Here is a 14,431-nt window from a genome sequence, read left to right on the forward strand (position 1 = left end):
GCGACGGCGGAGCAAGACAATCGAATTGCGAGGGTGATGATGGCGTGATGCGAAACGGTCGAGCCGTCGATTGGGACAACCCGCTGTTGGGTCATGGGCGTAAAAGCCCGTGCGAATGATTGGGACCCGATCCGCGGACTACATCAGGGCCAGCGGTCATGGTGCCGCGCAAACAGGCCGGACACATGACTTGCACCCGACCGCAAGCCCAACGTCAGATTTTTCTTGCAATGCGGGCGTCGTCCACACATGACCCTGAACGGACCTCCGGCGAGAGCAATCGTCGCCTTGCCATTCCTATTTAGTCGATGAGCGGTAGAGTGCGAGAAAGCTTTCAAAGGACGCCGTAGAATCTCTCGGAATTATGAAGGGCAACTCAGTTCCTTCGGAAATACCGAACGCATTTCCCTTTCTGTACTCGTAAACCTGATCGTACCCTCGGGAAAGTAAGCGAACTAATCCATCAGCAATCCGACAATTGTCAGTCTGGTATTGCGGCAACAAGTACTTGTCGTGGCGACAGAAGACCTGAACCCGTTGATATTTTCGCGTGCCGCGAAAGTTCGAAATCATGAAACGATCGTGAATAGACCAGCTTCCAGAATCAAATTCGTTCTTTCCGGAAGCGCGCCATTCATAGTAGTGGCGATCAGTATCGAGATAGATGATCTCGTTCTCGTACGAGCGCGCGGGAGCACCCGACCTCGCTCTATTGTAAGAAAATAAGATCGTAGCATCTCTCAAATAGTCAGAGATTTGTTCGGCCGTTGGATATATATTTTCAAAAAAGTGTGCTTTCTCTGCCTCGTTCATAGTGCCGATGTTGTCGATGTCATTGTAGATCACGAACTCGTTGTACTTTGCCCATACGAAACTACATGAGCCCAAAAGCACTATTGACGTGACCACTCTTATCAATGATCGCTTATTAATCTTCATGTCCAGTGTGGTCTGATAGTCGTGAAATAGACCAGATCATTTCGGCTAAGCTCGTGAAACACACCCCCACGATTTGCACGTAAAACGTGTGTTTGTCTAGTGCGGGGCTGCCGCAATTATTTGGAAACGCCTTTCATTGGGTGCCGTCCGCAGTTGGCACATCGCGAGATTCAGCCGCGTCGCAGAATTTGGTCGTTACCGGCGTCATAGCCGACGTCGAGCAAACCTAACCCGCCAGCGCTCAATACTGAGTACGCGCCCCGGACCGCCCTGGCCGCTCACGGCTTTCCGCGTTCCCCGATGCTTCCCGTCGCGATGTCGGTGTCGCAGGATGCCTTGCCGCGCTCCGGCGCCTTGCACCTGTAAACGCTGCCGGTGAGGCGGTCGATCAGCCACACATTATCGTCGGTGGCGCTTTCCATGCCGACAAACCTGGTGCCGACGGCTGTGATCAGCGTCGACAGCAGGATGGCCACGGCAATGAGGCCTGCGCCGATCAACACCGGCATCGAAACTCCCGAACGATCCGGCGTGACCGGGCGATACCCCTGATATTCGTTTGATCTTTTGGGCGACTGAAACAGGGCCAGGTTACTTCACTCACTTTGTTCTCTGCACGGCCGTTCTTCTTAACGGCGCATCTGGCCGATTTATTGTCAGCACCCCGGCGCTCCAGCGACCGCTTTGCGACCGGAATCGCCGCCACGACAACCCTGCCGATCGGCGCCGGCTCGCGCCAAGGGGCGGATTTCCTAAATTTAATGTCGCCGGTTTTCGGGATGCGAAGGGCCTCGACAAGCCCGGGAAATAAGGACTTTTCAGCTCTGGATCCTGCACCTATCGGCGCATGTGACCCAAATCACATTCAACGTATCGAACCCGCCGTATCGTCCCAGCATCCAAATGCCATCAGACGTAACAGCGAGGATACGACCATGACCAGCCTGCTCAGACTTTCCGGTTTAACGGCGATCACGCTTACAGCCGCGCTGTCGATGACGGCCGGTCTTGCCATCGCCGGCGACAATGTTTCCGCCGATCAAATCGTCAATGCGTTGCAGCCGAAGCCGTTGACGCGCGGCCTCTCCGCCGGGCCGCAGGTCGACCCCTCGGTCAAGGCCAAGGAAATCGGCTTCGTCCAGACGCTGCGCAACCGCAAGACCCGGTCGCTCTCGCTCGGCGAGCGCGAGGAAATCGCGGAGATCGCCTCGACCAAGCCGAAGATCGATCTCGATATCCAGTTCGACTACAATTCGGCCGAGATCAGCAGGGCCTCGATGCCTTCGGCGCAGGAACTCGGCAAGGCGCTCTCGAACGCCAGCCTCAAGGGTTCGACCTTCGTGGTCGCCGGTCACACCGATGCGATCGGCAGCGAGGCCTACAACCAGGACCTCTCCGAGCGCCGCGCCGATACGATCAAGCGTTTCCTGGTCGACAAATACGGCATCAACGGCACCGATCTCGTCACCGTCGGCTATGGCAAGGACAAGCCGAAGGATCCGAGCGCGCCGATGGACCCGACCAACCGCCGCGTCCAGGTCGTCAACATGGACACCAAGACCGCGTCGAAGTGACGGTTACAGCGCTACCCCGCCTGCCTGATGCGGCAGGCGGTAGCGGACTCGGGGATGTTTCGATAATCAGGCGGATGGCCGGCTTGTCGAAACCGCGGATGCGGGATGACTGATTAAGCTACGGGGATCATGACCATGAAATCGTATGTTACCGGCTTTGTTCTCGCGGGGTTGCTCATTGCAGGCTCGATCCTCCCGGGCCATGCCGAAGATGCGGCGCAGCCCAAGGAACCCGCGGCACCGGCAGCCACCCAAACCGAGCCGACGCCGCCGAGCGTGCCACGTCCGTCGCTGGTGCCGAAGGCCGCCGAGCCGGCATCACCGGAGGCAACAACCGATGCGCCGCCGTCGCAACAGCGTTTCGCCCATCGTCACTACCGGCGATACGGCAGCTATCGCGCCGCGTATTGGCAGCCGTTTCCGATCTACTGGCCGCATCTTTACCGCAACCGGATCCATTGGAACCGGATACCCTGGATCATCCGCTTCTGACGCGATGCTATTTTCTATCTGATCATTGGCGAGCTAAAATTTGGGCAGGCTAGAATTTCTCGAGTCGGCGCGCGTCCGGCGCCTGGCTCAAATCCAGTTCTGGAAAATCATCAGCCGGTTGAAAGTCTCCATCGACGTTCCCACGAACGCCGCCGAGATCGGCAGCATGGCCGCAAACCCGGCGAAGGCGACCGCGACAAAGGCCCATAACAACCAGCTGGGGCTGTTGCCGCGCCGCAGGAGATATACCAGCGCGAGGCCCGCGAACGTCGCCGACGGCAGGTAATAATACAAAAATCCGAGCGTCCGCGGCAGCAATGCCCAGGCCAGATAGGGCCCGGCATAAAACGACAGGATCAAGAACGCATCGGCGCGGCGCGTCACGACCCAGTCACGCAGGCACACCGCCAGCGCCGGCAAGGCCGGCCACAACACCAGCGGATTGCCGAGCAGGACCACCGCCGCGATCCGGTCGTCGTCGATCTTGTCGAACAGATACCAGACCGGCCGCAGCAAAAAAGGCCAGGACGGCCACGCGCTCATATAGGTGTGGCCCGCGATCGCGGTCGTGGTGTTATCGCCGAAGATCCGGCGCTGCGCCTCGATCAGGTCGGAAAGCGACCATCCATAAAGGGGCACGAAGGCAGCGAGATAGACCACGGCCGGAACGAGCACGAAGCACGCGGCGAAATGCGCGGCTCTGAAATCGGGCCAGAGACCCGGCCGGTACCAGTCATCGGCGTTGCCGTCGGCGAATTGCGTTCGCCATCCCTGCATCAGGCGGATCACCGCGACGATGACCATGCAGGTCGCGAGCACGAACGATCCGCTCCATTTGCACGCCATCGCGAGACCGCAAGCCAGTCCGGTCAGGCCGAACCAGAGCTGCGGCCTTAGCTTGCGGAAACCATGCATGAACGATGCGATCGCAAACAGGCCAAAGGCCAGCGCGAAAATATCCAGCATCGCGATCCGCGACTGCACGAACACCATCTGGTTGAAGAAGGCCAGCAATGCGGAAGCCACCGCCGGCCCCCGCGCGCCAAACAGCGCGAGGCCGCAGAAATACATCGCGACAATCGCCAGCGCCCCGAACAGCACGCCCGGATAGCGCCAGCCCAAGGGATTATCCCCGAAGCTCCTGATCGACAGCGCGATCAATTGCTTCGCCAGCGGTGGATGCATCGGGTTGAGCTGCGGCGCCGACGGCGCCGGCTCCAGCATCTGTCTGGCGGCCGGAACGTAATGCACTTCATCGAAATAGAATTTATCCGGTGTCGTCACGCCCACCAGCAGCGCGAAATGCGCGGCGAAGAAGATGATTACGGCAATGATGGCGTTCCACATCATCGAATGAGCGGGAACAGAAGGTGATTCGCGCACGATATTCACGGATTGATGGCGTTGCACCCGCCGAGTGTGGACGGACCGAATATTTAAGTCCATCGCATTGAACGCATTTCGATTTCGCCGTCACTAACCATCGGGCTCGCAACACGCCGCTTGTGATAAATCTGCAACATCGCATGCAGACGCGATCCGGTACGATCAACGGGATAATCGATCGGTCATGCAATGAACTGGCGTTACGGCGTTCTCCTTGTCTCCGCGCTTTGTCTGGCGACGGGGCTCGCGGCTGGCTCTGCTCATGCGCAGGCGCGCGTCGGTGAAGCGGCAATCATCCAGAATCAAGTCGTCCGCGTCGCGGGATCGGCAACCAGCCAGATCAACGTCGGCGACGGCGTGCTGCGCGATGAAATCGTGCGCACCGGCCTCGAAAGCGCGGCACGGCTGGTGATGGCCGACAACACCAATCTGTCGCTCGGCCCTAACGCGACGATCACGCTCGACCGCATTGTGTTCAACGACGAACATACCTACCGCGATATCGCGGTCAAACTGACCGCGGGCGCGTTCCGCTTCGTCACCGGAAATTCGGAAAAGGCCGCCTACCAGATCACCACGCCAATCGCGACCATCGGCGTGCGCGGCACCATCCTCGATATTCTGTCGCAGCGGGGCAAGACCACCGTGGTGCTGCAGGAAGGCGCGTCGCGGGTCTGCGCGACCGGCGGTCAGTGCATCGAGTTGACGAAGCCCGGCGATACCGCCGTCATCACCGCCGCCGGCGGCAAGGTCACGATCAAGAAGGTCAACATCCCGCCCTGGAACTTCGCCGCGAACTGCGCGGCGGTGGCGGGACTTTGCACCGTCACGAATTTTGCCGATGCCACTCCCACGGTAACCCCTCCCGTCGATGACGGCAGCGATCCCACAGGCATGCTGTGCGGACGTTGACGATGGCCAACCTCATCCGCCGCTTGATCGTGTCGGCCGCATTCACCGCGGCGATTGCGCTGGTGCTGGTTCAGGTGCAAACCGTTCCGGCCTCCGCGCAATCGCCAAGTCCATCGCCAAGTCCGTCACCGAGCCCTTCGCCGTCTCCAACACCCACACCAACACCCTCGCCAACCACCGCGCCTTCGCCGACGCCGACCGGTGCGAATTCCAGCGCGGGATCGATCGGCGGCCTGGCCAGTCAACGCTTCAACCAGATGATCACCAACCGGGTACTCGGCACCGTACTCCTGGGCGTCAACGAGCAGGTCAATTGCAGCGACTGCGTCAGCGCGTTCGGCTCAGCCGGGTCGTTTTCGGCCGGCATTCACGGCCGCAAGGAGCTGACCCCCAATCTGTCGCTGCTGGCGGGCATCGCCTATACCCAATTCAGCGAGGGCGGATACAGCGTCACCAGCGCGCCGATCGGGGCGTTCGCGCTGCGCTACGATTTTGTCGACTGGGGATCGTCACGGCCGTTCTTCGATATCGGCACCCTCCTGTCGCCGTTCGAGAAGGTGCGCTACGGCCGCAGTTACGCGACCAGTCTCGGCGCGGTTTCGCTGGATGGCGAGACCAGCAGCAGCGACTATGGCGTCTATGGCCGGGCGGGCTGGATCAGCCGCGTTTCGCCGCGCGACGAACTCGCAGCCTCCGTCGAGGTCTGGCAACTGTGGCAGCGGGTCAACGGCTACACCGATCCGGCGGCCGCGTTCGATCCCTTCAGCGCCTCCATTCCAACCGGCACCGATCGAACCAACCTCGTCAAACTCGGCGGGCAATGGACGCATCTGCTCGGCGACAGCATCGAGGGCAACATCAATGGCGGCTTCGTGCAGTCGTTTGCGGCCCATTCCGGCATTGTCGCTACCGTGACCGGCGACGGCACCGTGGTGCCGACGATCGGAAACCAGAGCTGGTTCGAATATGGCGGCCGCCTCGGCTTCCGCATCACCAAAGGCTGGGTCGCCGATCTCTTCATCAACGGCACCATCGGCCCGCAGCCGGTCGGCAACACAATCCATGGCGGCGTCGGGTTGCGGGTGAACTACTGAGGCAGGCACGGCTTCGGAGAACCGAAGCGTGTGTTCATTTTCGTAATCGACAATCGCAATCCGGTTCCGCGGGCTCGCATCACAAGGTGTTGCACGCAGGCTCCGCTGCGTCCGCGTCCGATCCGGATATGCTATCGATAAGCCGTCGAGGCGGCGTAACGGTGGGCATCATCAGGAGCGGACAATGTCACAGACGGTTGCCGGCCAATTGGTCGGTGCGCTCGAACAGGTCGGCGTCAAGCATATTTTCGGATTGATCGGCGATTCCCTGAACCCTCTGGCCGATGCGGTCAGGCAAAGCCGGATCGAGTGGATCGGCGTTCGTCATGAAGAGGGCGCCGCGCTCGCCGCCGCCGGCCAGGCCAAGCTCACCGGGCAACTCGGGGTTTGCGCCGGCACCACCGGCCCCGGCAGCAATCATCTGGTGGCAGGCCTCTATGAGGCGAGTCGCGACCATGCGCCGGTGCTGGCGCTGTCGGGTGAAATGTCACGCAAGCTGCAAGGCACCGACTTCATTCAGACCACCGTCCCCGATCTGCTGTTTCGCGACGTATCGCTCTACACCGAAACCATCTCGACCGCGGCGCAGGCGCCGGCCGTGATCCATCAGGCGATCGCGGCCGCCTATGCCGGCCCCGGCGTCGCGCATCTGACGCTTCCCCAGGACGTGCTGTCGGAAAAAGCCGACGGCGCGGTGTCGAGCGTCGCCACGCTCAAGCCGCGATCCGAATTTCCCGCCGCCGCCGCCGATATCGACGACATGGCGCAACGCATCGACCGGGCCGGCAGCGTGGTGATCATGTGCGGCGCCGGCTGCCGCGATGCCGCCGATCTGCTGCGCGCCTTGTCGGACCGGCTGAAGGCACCCCTGATTCATTCGGTGCGGGGCAAAGAACTGATGCCCTACGACGACCCGCGATGGATGGGCGGGCTCGGCATGATCGGCACCAAGCCGGTATATCGCGCCGTACAGCATTGCGACCTGCTGCTGATGGTCGGCACCGATTATCCCTATTCCAATTTCCTGCCGACCAAAACGACGGTGATCCAGATCGACCAGCGGCCGCAAGTCCTTGGACGCCGCGCGCCGACCGTGCTCGGCGTCACCGGTTCGGCACGCCCGACCCTCAAATTGCTGCTCGACAAGGTCGCGGCCAAAACCGAAACCAAATTCTGGGACCGGGTCAGCCATGAACGCCAGAAATGGGATGAGATGCTGGACAAGCAATCCGATCCGGCGCGCAGCAAGGATCGCATCCATCCCCAGGCCGTGGCCCGCGCTGTCAGCGACGCCGCCCGCCGCGATGCGATATTTGTTCTCGACACCGGCTTGAACACGCTGTGGTCCGCAAACTGGATCCGACAAACCGGGTCGCAGCGCATCATCGGCTCGTTCAACAACGCTGCGGTGGGCACCGCGCTGGCCCAGGCCAATGGCGTGCAGGCGCTGGATCGTTCGCGCCAGGTGATTGCGCTGACCGGCGACGGCGGCTTCAACATGCTGATGGGCGAATTCATGACCGCGGTACATCACAAGCTGCCGGTCAAGGTGATCGTCTACAATAATTCCGCGCTCGGGTTGATCACGCTGGAAGCCGAAAGCGTCGGCATCGTGCCGTTCCGCGAAGCTATCGAATTTCCGAATCCGGATTTCGCGGCGCTGGCGCGCGCCTGCGGCGGCCACGGCTTTACCGCGCGGCAACCGCGCGACTTGAAGGCCGCGATCCACGACGCTCTCGCCGTCGACGGCCCGGCGATCGTCGATGCCGTCGTGGTCGCCAACGAAATGCCCAACATGCCGCACGTCGAACTGGAACAGGTCGGGCATTTCGCCATCGCCAAGATCAAGGAAGCCGTTCTCGCCGTCACCGGCGGGTGACGCTATTGAGGCTTCCCGCTTCAGCACCTGCCCTCGTGGATCAGGCGGCTGACCTGCCGTCATACGCCTGCTTCAGCGCTGCGATGTCGAGTTTGATCATTTGCATCATCGCCTGCATCGCGCGCTCGGCGCCCTTGCGATCGGGACCACCCAGCAATTCCGGCAACACCGACGGGACGATCTGCCAGGACACGCCGTAGCGGTCCTTAAGCCAGCCGCAGCGCTCGACCTGCCCGCCATTGGACGACAGCGCGTCCCACAGGCGATCGACCTCGGCCTGATCGGCGCAGTCGATCTTGAACGAAATGGCGTGGGTGTATTCGAACCGCGTGCCGCCGTTCAGCGCCATATAGTCCTGGCCGGCCAGCGTGAACTGAACCACCAGCACGGTGCCGGCCTTTCCGGCGGGACCGTCAACGAGGTTCTTCTGGATCCGTTCGATCCGCGAATCCGGCAACAGCGAGACGTAGAATGTCGCGGCCTCCTCGGCCTCGCCGTCGAACCACAGGCAGGGTGTAATCTTCGACATCGGTTAAATCCTCCAGGAGTTGCTTCGACCCTCCGAGGACGAACGCCGGAGCGCCGATCCGACATCCGGTTTGGAATTTCGCCATCAGTCATTCCGGGGCGAGCGCAGCTCGAACCCGGAATCTCGAGATTCCGGGTCTGGTGCTAACGCACCATCCCGGAATGACGTGCCCCCTTACGTCGCGATCGGCGCCGGCATGGTCAGAAACGCCCGGGCCACGTGCCAGAACAATTCGCGGTTGGTCGCCAAGGTCACCGAATGGGCGGTGCCGGGAAGAATAATGAACTGGCGGTCGCCATTGGGCAGCAGATTGTAAAATTCCTCCAGGTCGGCGACGGTAGCGATTCCGTCAAATTCGCCGCGCACCAGCAGCACCGGCGACATCACCTTCTGCGGATGCACGACCGGCAGATTGGCGGTCATGTCGAGATAGGTGCCGGTCGGAATCTGGTCGCCGAACGGCATCTCCGCATCCGCCAGCGCCTCGACGGCGGCGATATCGCTGGTACCGGGTTTGTCGCGGGTCGCGATCGAGCGGATCATGTCGCGGTCGCGCTTGCGCATGTTGTGGGTGCGGTAATAGTCGAGCTGCTCGGCGCGCTTGGTCAGGGTCGGCGATCCCTCGCCCTTGTAGGTGAAGGCGGCCAGGATCAGCCGGTCGGCGCGTTCGGGCGCGACCATGGCGTAGGCGCCGGCACGCAGCGCGCCGGAGGACTCGCCGAGGAAATGGGCTTTCTTCAGGCCGGTCTCGCGGGTGACGACTTCCATCGCGACCTTCAGATCTTCAACACCGCTGGCGATGTCGGAATTGCCGGAGGTGCGCCCCGACTTGCCGTAATTCTCGTGATCCATGGTCCAGACATCGAACCCATAACGGGCAAACACATCCATGACGGAGTATTCGCCATGGCCGGGCACATGGAGATCGTAGGTCCGCGAGGTGACCGACGAACCATGGACCATGAACAGCACCGGCCGGGACGGCTCGCCGGCCTTGGGCGCGCCGAGCCGCTTGCGGAACATCCACAAGGGAACGTCGCCCTTCTTGGTCCAGTACTCGCTGCTCCAGATCTCGCCGCCTTCCGCCGCGGCCGCGCCTTGCACCGGCAGCGTGCCGGCCAATCCTGCGGCCACCAGACCAAGCCCCGAGCCCTTGATAACGGCGCGCCGCGCCAGCAATTGATTGAGATATTTCACCAGTCCCTCCGATCACATGTTCTTGATTTTGCGGATTTCGTTACGGCGCTGCAGCGCGGCATTCCCTGAAGTCTCAAGAATAACCCTAGCAGACGACATGCGCGCCCGGAAGCCACGCCATGGGAATTCGGCTATGCGCCGCCCGGCGCAGCCACCAAACCTACTTCGCCTCCGCGGGATCGCGGTGCACGGGATCGATCCACAACACGGTCTCGGGCTTCTCGACCGGCTCGATGTCGAGATTGATCGCGACCGCCTGGCCGTCGCTGCGCACCAGCACGCATTCCAGCACCTGGTCGGGACTGGCGTTGATCTCCTGATGCGGCACGTAAGGCGGAATGAAAATGAAATCGCCGGGATTGGCTTCCGCGGTGAATTGCAGCTGCTCGCCCCAGCGCATCCGCGCCTTGCCCTTGACGACATAGATGATGCTCTCGAGATGGCCGTGATGATGCGCGCCGGTCTTGGCATCGGGCTTGATGGTCACGGTGCCCGCCCACAATTTCTGGGCGCCGACGCGGGCGAAATTGATCGCGGCCTTGCGGTCCATGCCGGCGGTCGAGGGCACGTTGGGGTCGAGCTGGTCGCCGGGAATAACGCGGACGCCATCATGCTTCCAGCGTTCCACCTCGCCGTGATCGTGGGAATGGTCGGAGTGGGAATGGTCGGAATGCGTGTGATCGTGAGAGCCTGTCATGCTGCTGGTTCCAGTGAATCCTAAGGTCGCCGACGCTACCGAAAACCGCGATCACAAACCAGATCGGATCAGGAACTTTCGATGCATTCGGGACTTGTTTTTGCGAAGCTTAACCCTTGCAAAGGAGTGTTCCCATGGGTGCAACGGCAGACAAGATTAAAGGTGCAACCAACGAAGCCATCGGCAAGGCCAAGCAGGGCGTCGGCGAGGCGGTGGGCTCCGACAGGATGCAGGGCGAAGGCGCGGTGCAGGAAATCAAGGGCCATGGCCAGAAGGCTGTCGGCGACGCCAAGCAGGCGACCAAGGACGCCGTCAACAAGGCGGCCGCCGCCGCCAACAAGAATCTCTGATCGACGCTGATCGATTCTGGACTGCAAAGACCGGCCGCTTTGGCCGGTCTTTTTTGCCCCGGACGTTTGTCCGCTCGCGTCTTGTATCGGGCTGACGCCTATTCCTTCACGTCGAGCAATTCGACATCGAACATCAGCGTCGCGTTCGGCGGAATGACGCTGCCGGCGCCGCGGGCGCCATAGCCCAGCGCGGGCGGGATGATCAGGGTGCGCTTGCCGCCGACCTTCATGGAGGCCACGCCTTCGTCCCAGCCGGCGATCACCTTGCGTTGCCCGATCGGAAATTCGAACGGCTCATTGCGATCGACCGAGCTGTCGAATTTCTTGCCCTTCTTGCCGTCCTCATAAAGCCAGCCGGTGTAATGCATGACGCAGATCTGACCGGGCTTTGGCGTGGCACCGGTGCCGACCTTCGAGTCGATAATCTGCAAGCCTGAAGCTGTGGTCATGGTTTTTCCTGCGGTCTGGGCCACCGCACCGGATGGCGCGGCAAAAAGAAGGGCGCCGGCCAGGGCGATGGAAACGGCGGTCGAGAGATTTCGAAACTGGAAACGTCGCATCATCAAGCTTTCTTTCGAGCCAAGGGAGGAGTCGCACGCGCAGACGGTTTGCCTCAATATCCCAGCGCGCAGCCGTCCTTGCGGGGATCGGAGCCGCCGGTGAGCGTGCCCTTGTCCCAGTCGATCCAGATCGCCTGGGCGCCGCCGAGCGGCGGGACCACGCTGGTGGTCTGGTGCCCGAGCTGCTTCAGGCCCTCAACGATCGCGGCAGGCACGCCATCCTCAAGCTGATAGACGTTTTCATAATGCAGGCCGCGCGGCATATCGATCGCTTCCTGCACGTCGCAGCCATAATCAAGCATGTTGGTCAGCACGTGACACTGCCCGACCGGCTGATACTGTCCGCCCATCACGCCGAACGGCATCACCGCGCGGCCGCTTTTGGTCGCGAGGCTCGGAATGATGGTATGCAGCGGGCGCTTGCCCGGCGCGATGCAGTTGGGATGGCCGGGCTGAATGCGGAAACCGGCGCCGCGGTTTTGCAGGAGAACGCCTGTTTTGTTGGAGACGATCGCCGAACCGAACGAATGCGCGATCGAATTGATGAACGAGCAGACGTTGCGGTCCTTGTCCACCACGGTGATGTAGACCGTCGAGGGATTCATCGGCGGCGATACTTTTGGCAGATCGAGCATCCGGTCCATGCGGATCTTGGGCGCATATTCGTCGGCGAACTCCTTCAAAATCCCGGCGACGTCGACCTCGACATGACTGGGATCGCCGATCCGCTGCTCGCGCATCATGTAGGCGACCCGCGCGGCCTCGGCTTCCAGATGAAACCGCTCGACGCTCATCGCCGGGAATTTCGTCAGATCGAAACGCGACAGGATGTTCAGCATCACCAGCATGGTGATGCCCGGGCCGTTCGGCGGGCACTGCCAGACGTCGTGGCCTTTATACAGGGTGCCGATCGGCACCGTGGTTTCGGTGGTATGGGCCGCGAAGTCGTCGGTGGTGTGCAATCCCCCGATGCCGCGCAAGGTCTCGACCATGTCCTCGGCGATCGCGCCCTTGTAAAACGCGTCGCGGCCGCTCTTGGCGATCGCCCGCAAGGTCTGCCCAAGTTCGGGCTGATGGATCACGTCGCCGGCAACCGCCGGCTTGCCGTGCGGCAGCAGATAGCGCTCGGTGTTGGTGCCCTTTTTCAGTTTGTCGAAGCCGTTCTTCCAGTCGAACGCGATACGCGGGGCAACGACGTAACCTTCTTCCGCGGCCTTGATCGCCGGCTGCAGCAACGTGTCGAACCCAAGCTTGCCGTGATCGCGCAAGATGGTCGCCCAGGCATCGACCGCGCCGGGGATGCTGACGGCGTGGGCCGAGGTCAGCGGGATCGCATGGATGTTGCGCTCGAGGTACCATTCAGGCTTCGCGGCCATCGGCGCGCGGCCCGAGCCGTTATAGGCTATTATCTTGCCCTCGCCCTTGGGCTGGATCAGCGCGAAGCAATCGCCGCCGATTCCGGTGGATTGCGGCTCGATCACGCCGAGCAGCGCACACGCCGCGACCGCGGCGTCGGCGGCGGTGCCGCCAGAACGCAGCACCTCGATCGCCGTCAGCGCCGCCAGCGGATGCGACGTCGCCACCATCGCGTTCTGGGCGTGGACCGTCGACCGGCCGGCCAGATGGAAATTCCTCATGCCAGGATGCTCATTTCGTCGTTTTATCGTGGTTTTTCAATTGCGGGCTTACATGGCATTTCCGGCCGTGATGAGCAATGCTTTGGGCGCGACCAGCGCGCCAGCCCTGTCGGCGTGGCTGGCCTGAAATGCGCTGGGAGCGCAGGGGAAATGGCGGGTTTTTGCGGGTTTCCCCGCCGCCGGCCGCCTGATAAACCACCCGCGATGTATAAGGTCGCCGCTTTCTATCAATTCGCAGCCCTGCCGGATTTCCGCGCCTTGCGCGAGCCGCTGCGGGCGATCTGCGCCGATCTCAAGCTGAAGGGCAGCGTGTTGCTGGCCTGCGAGGGCGTCAACGGCACGCTCGCGGGCAGCGCCGACGCCATCGCCGATCTGACCCGGGAACTGCGTGACGGTCCCCTGTTCGGCGGCCGGCTGGACCATCTCGAGCTGAAATTCTCAGGCGCCGTGGCGATGCCGTTTCAGCGCCTGAAGGTCCGGTTGAAAAAGGAGATCGTGACCCTCGGCGATACCAAGGCCGATCCAACGCAACAGGTCGGGATCTACGTCGATCCCGCCGACTGGAACGACCTGATCGCAACGCCGGATACCCTGCTGATCGACACCCGCAACGAATTCGAGGTCGCGATGGGCACCTTCGAAGGCGCCGTCGATCCCGGCCTCAAGAGCTTTGGGCAATTCAAGGATTTTGTCGCCCGCCATCTCGATCCCGCAAAGCACCGCAAGGTCGCGATGTTTTGCACCGGCGGCATCCGCTGCGAAAAGGCCAGCGCCTATCTGCTCGCGCGCGGCTTTTCCGAGGTCTATCACCTCAAGGGCGGAATCCTGAAGTATCTGGAAGATGTGCCGCAAACGCAGAGCCGCTGGCGCGGCGAATGCTTCGTGTTTGACGATCGCGTCGCGCTCGGCCACGGGTTGCGGCAGCGCCGGATGGAACAGGATTGCGATGAGTGACGTGAAGACGCTGAGCGAGCGCATCGACGTCCTCGAAACCCGGCTGACGTTTCAGGACGAGACCATCGAGACGCTGAACAAGGCCATCACCGCGCAATGGCAGAAGATCGACGCGCTGACGCGCCAGCTCGCCAATCTGAACGAACGCCTGCAGGAGGCCGAGACTCACGCACCGGGCCCCGCCAACGAGCCGCCGCCGCATTATTAGAGATTATGGCCTGAAGATCGCGG

16 protein-coding genes are annotated in these 14,431 nt (G+C 61.9%); 8 read left to right on the forward strand and 8 right to left on the reverse strand.

Annotated elements, in window-relative coordinates; all coding sequences use genetic code 11:
- Positions 1-297: 297 nt before the first annotated feature.
- Together ABR948_RS08435 and ABR948_RS08440 are read right to left on the reverse strand one after the other, a co-directional pair.
- A complete protein-coding gene (locus tag ABR948_RS08435) occupies positions 298-846 on the reverse strand; it encodes a hypothetical protein (RefSeq protein ID WP_428115785.1) in 549 nt (182 codons plus the stop codon).
- A 371-nt stretch (positions 847-1,217) separates the two neighbouring features.
- Complete coding sequence (locus tag ABR948_RS08440) at positions 1,218-1,448, reverse strand: hypothetical protein (protein WP_428115787.1); 231 nt, start codon at positions 1,446-1,448, stop codon at positions 1,218-1,220.
- Between the two features lie 426 nt (positions 1,449-1,874).
- Between ABR948_RS08440 and ABR948_RS08445 the strand changes: the two genes are divergently transcribed.
- A complete protein-coding gene (locus tag ABR948_RS08445; RefSeq protein WP_428115790.1) occupies positions 1,875-2,513 on the forward strand; it encodes an OmpA family protein in 639 nt (212 codons plus the stop codon).
- 135 nt (positions 2,514-2,648) lie between these two features.
- Positions 2,649-3,005 carry a hypothetical protein gene (locus ABR948_RS08450; RefSeq protein WP_428115793.1) on the forward strand — a complete coding sequence of 119 codons (357 nt, stop codon included), beginning with the start codon at positions 2,649-2,651 and terminating at the stop codon, positions 3,003-3,005.
- Positions 3,006-3,092: 87 nt separating this feature from the next.
- Here the strand turns inward: ABR948_RS08450 and ABR948_RS08455 are convergent, their stop codons facing one another.
- Positions 3,093-4,355, reverse strand: coding sequence for a phospholipid carrier-dependent glycosyltransferase (locus ABR948_RS08455; protein ID WP_428115867.1), 1,263 nt, complete (start codon positions 4,353-4,355; stop codon positions 3,093-3,095).
- Positions 4,356-4,580: 225 nt separating this feature from the next.
- On the opposite strand from ABR948_RS08455, the gene ABR948_RS08460 reads away from it, so the two are divergent.
- The 3 genes from ABR948_RS08460 (at position 4,581) to ABR948_RS08470 (ending at position 8,276) form a co-directional block, all read left to right on the forward strand.
- Positions 4,581-5,303 (forward strand): FecR family protein, encoded by a 723-nt coding sequence (locus tag ABR948_RS08460; protein WP_428115795.1) that lies wholly within the window; start codon positions 4,581-4,583, stop codon positions 5,301-5,303.
- Between the two features lie 2 nt (positions 5,304-5,305).
- The gene (locus ABR948_RS08465; protein WP_428115798.1) at positions 5,306-6,397 is read left to right on the forward strand and encodes a hypothetical protein; all 1,092 of its coding nucleotides are present in this window, start codon (positions 5,306-5,308) and stop codon (positions 6,395-6,397) included.
- A gap of 184 nt (positions 6,398-6,581) precedes the next feature.
- Entirely contained in the window at positions 6,582-8,276 is a 1,695-nt protein-coding gene (locus ABR948_RS08470; protein ID WP_428115801.1) for a thiamine pyrophosphate-dependent enzyme, read from the forward strand.
- Positions 8,277-8,316: 40 nt separating this feature from the next.
- Here ABR948_RS08470 and ABR948_RS08475 read toward each other — a convergent pair whose 3' ends face one another.
- From ABR948_RS08475 to ABR948_RS08485, 3 genes are all read right to left on the reverse strand, one after another.
- The gene (locus tag ABR948_RS08475) at positions 8,317-8,805 is read right to left on the reverse strand and encodes a VOC family protein (RefSeq protein WP_428115804.1); all 489 of its coding nucleotides are present in this window, start codon (positions 8,803-8,805) and stop codon (positions 8,317-8,319) included.
- A gap of 174 nt (positions 8,806-8,979) precedes the next feature.
- Complete coding sequence (locus ABR948_RS08480; protein ID WP_428115806.1) at positions 8,980-10,002, reverse strand: alpha/beta hydrolase; 1,023 nt, start codon at positions 10,000-10,002, stop codon at positions 8,980-8,982.
- Between the two features lie 160 nt (positions 10,003-10,162).
- Positions 10,163-10,699, reverse strand: a complete 537-nt coding sequence (locus ABR948_RS08485) for a cupin domain-containing protein (protein WP_428115809.1) — start codon at positions 10,697-10,699, stop codon at positions 10,163-10,165.
- Positions 10,700-10,833: 134 nt separating this feature from the next.
- On the opposite strand from ABR948_RS08485, the gene ABR948_RS08490 reads away from it, so the two are divergent.
- Positions 10,834-11,049, forward strand: coding sequence for a CsbD family protein (locus ABR948_RS08490; protein WP_428115811.1), 216 nt, complete (start codon positions 10,834-10,836; stop codon positions 11,047-11,049).
- A 98-nt stretch (positions 11,050-11,147) separates the two neighbouring features.
- Here the strand turns inward: ABR948_RS08490 and ABR948_RS08495 are convergent, their stop codons facing one another.
- Together ABR948_RS08495 and ggt are read right to left on the reverse strand one after the other, a co-directional pair.
- Positions 11,148-11,612, reverse strand: coding sequence for an FKBP-type peptidyl-prolyl cis-trans isomerase (locus ABR948_RS08495; RefSeq protein ID WP_428115814.1), 465 nt, complete (start codon positions 11,610-11,612; stop codon positions 11,148-11,150).
- Between the two features lie 50 nt (positions 11,613-11,662).
- Positions 11,663-13,246: a gamma-glutamyltransferase gene (gene ggt / locus ABR948_RS08500; protein ID WP_428115816.1), complete on the reverse strand. Its 1,584-nt coding sequence runs from the start codon at positions 13,244-13,246 to the stop codon at positions 11,663-11,665.
- Positions 13,247-13,450: 204 nt separating this feature from the next.
- Here ggt and trhO point away from each other — a divergent pair, with 204 nt between their 5' ends.
- Positions 13,451-14,200, forward strand: a complete 750-nt coding sequence (gene trhO, locus ABR948_RS08505; RefSeq protein ID WP_428115819.1) for an oxygen-dependent tRNA uridine(34) hydroxylase TrhO — start codon at positions 13,451-13,453, stop codon at positions 14,198-14,200.
- On the forward strand, positions 14,193-14,408 hold the full coding sequence (locus ABR948_RS08510; protein WP_428115822.1) for a SlyX family protein: 216 nt from the start codon (positions 14,193-14,195) through the stop codon (positions 14,406-14,408). The genes trhO and ABR948_RS08510 overlap by 8 nt, the downstream gene beginning before the upstream one ends.
- Positions 14,409-14,431: the final 23 nt, after the last annotated feature.

The organism is Bradyrhizobium sp. (assembly GCF_050014615.1).
In the GTDB taxonomy this organism is placed as follows: domain Bacteria; phylum Pseudomonadota; class Alphaproteobacteria; order Rhizobiales; family Xanthobacteraceae; genus Bradyrhizobium.

Excerpts from the sequence above, each read along its gene's own strand:
- ABR948_RS08475 (WP_428115804.1), bottom strand. The coding sequence starts at position 8,805 with ATGTCGAAGATTACACCCTGCCTGTGGTTCGACGGCGAGGCCGAGGAG.
- ABR948_RS08495 (WP_428115814.1), bottom strand. The coding sequence starts at position 11,612 with ATGATGCGACGTTTCCAGTTTCGAAATCTCTCGACCGCCGTTTCCATC.
- ABR948_RS08460 (WP_428115795.1), top strand. The coding sequence starts at position 4,581 with ATGAACTGGCGTTACGGCGTTCTCCTTGTCTCCGCGCTTTGTCTGGCG.
- ABR948_RS08440 (WP_428115787.1), bottom strand. The coding sequence starts at position 1,448 with ATGCCGGTGTTGATCGGCGCAGGCCTCATTGCCGTGGCCATCCTGCTG.
- ABR948_RS08490 (WP_428115811.1), top strand. The coding sequence starts at position 10,834 with ATGGGTGCAACGGCAGACAAGATTAAAGGTGCAACCAACGAAGCCATC.
- ABR948_RS08465 (WP_428115798.1), top strand. The coding sequence starts at position 5,306 with ATGGCCAACCTCATCCGCCGCTTGATCGTGTCGGCCGCATTCACCGCG.
- ABR948_RS08445 (WP_428115790.1), top strand. The coding sequence starts at position 1,875 with ATGACCAGCCTGCTCAGACTTTCCGGTTTAACGGCGATCACGCTTACA.
- ABR948_RS08470 (WP_428115801.1), top strand. The coding sequence starts at position 6,582 with ATGTCACAGACGGTTGCCGGCCAATTGGTCGGTGCGCTCGAACAGGTC.
- ABR948_RS08510 (WP_428115822.1), top strand. The coding sequence starts at position 14,193 with ATGAGTGACGTGAAGACGCTGAGCGAGCGCATCGACGTCCTCGAAACC.
- ggt (WP_428115816.1), bottom strand. The coding sequence starts at position 13,246 with ATGAGGAATTTCCATCTGGCCGGCCGGTCGACGGTCCACGCCCAGAAC.
- trhO (WP_428115819.1), top strand. The coding sequence starts at position 13,451 with ATGTATAAGGTCGCCGCTTTCTATCAATTCGCAGCCCTGCCGGATTTC.
- ABR948_RS08455 (WP_428115867.1), bottom strand. The coding sequence starts at position 4,355 with ATGATGTGGAACGCCATCATTGCCGTAATCATCTTCTTCGCCGCGCAT.
- ABR948_RS08485 (WP_428115809.1), bottom strand. The coding sequence starts at position 10,699 with ATGACAGGCTCTCACGATCACACGCATTCCGACCATTCCCACTCCGAC.
- ABR948_RS08450 (WP_428115793.1), top strand. The coding sequence starts at position 2,649 with ATGAAATCGTATGTTACCGGCTTTGTTCTCGCGGGGTTGCTCATTGCA.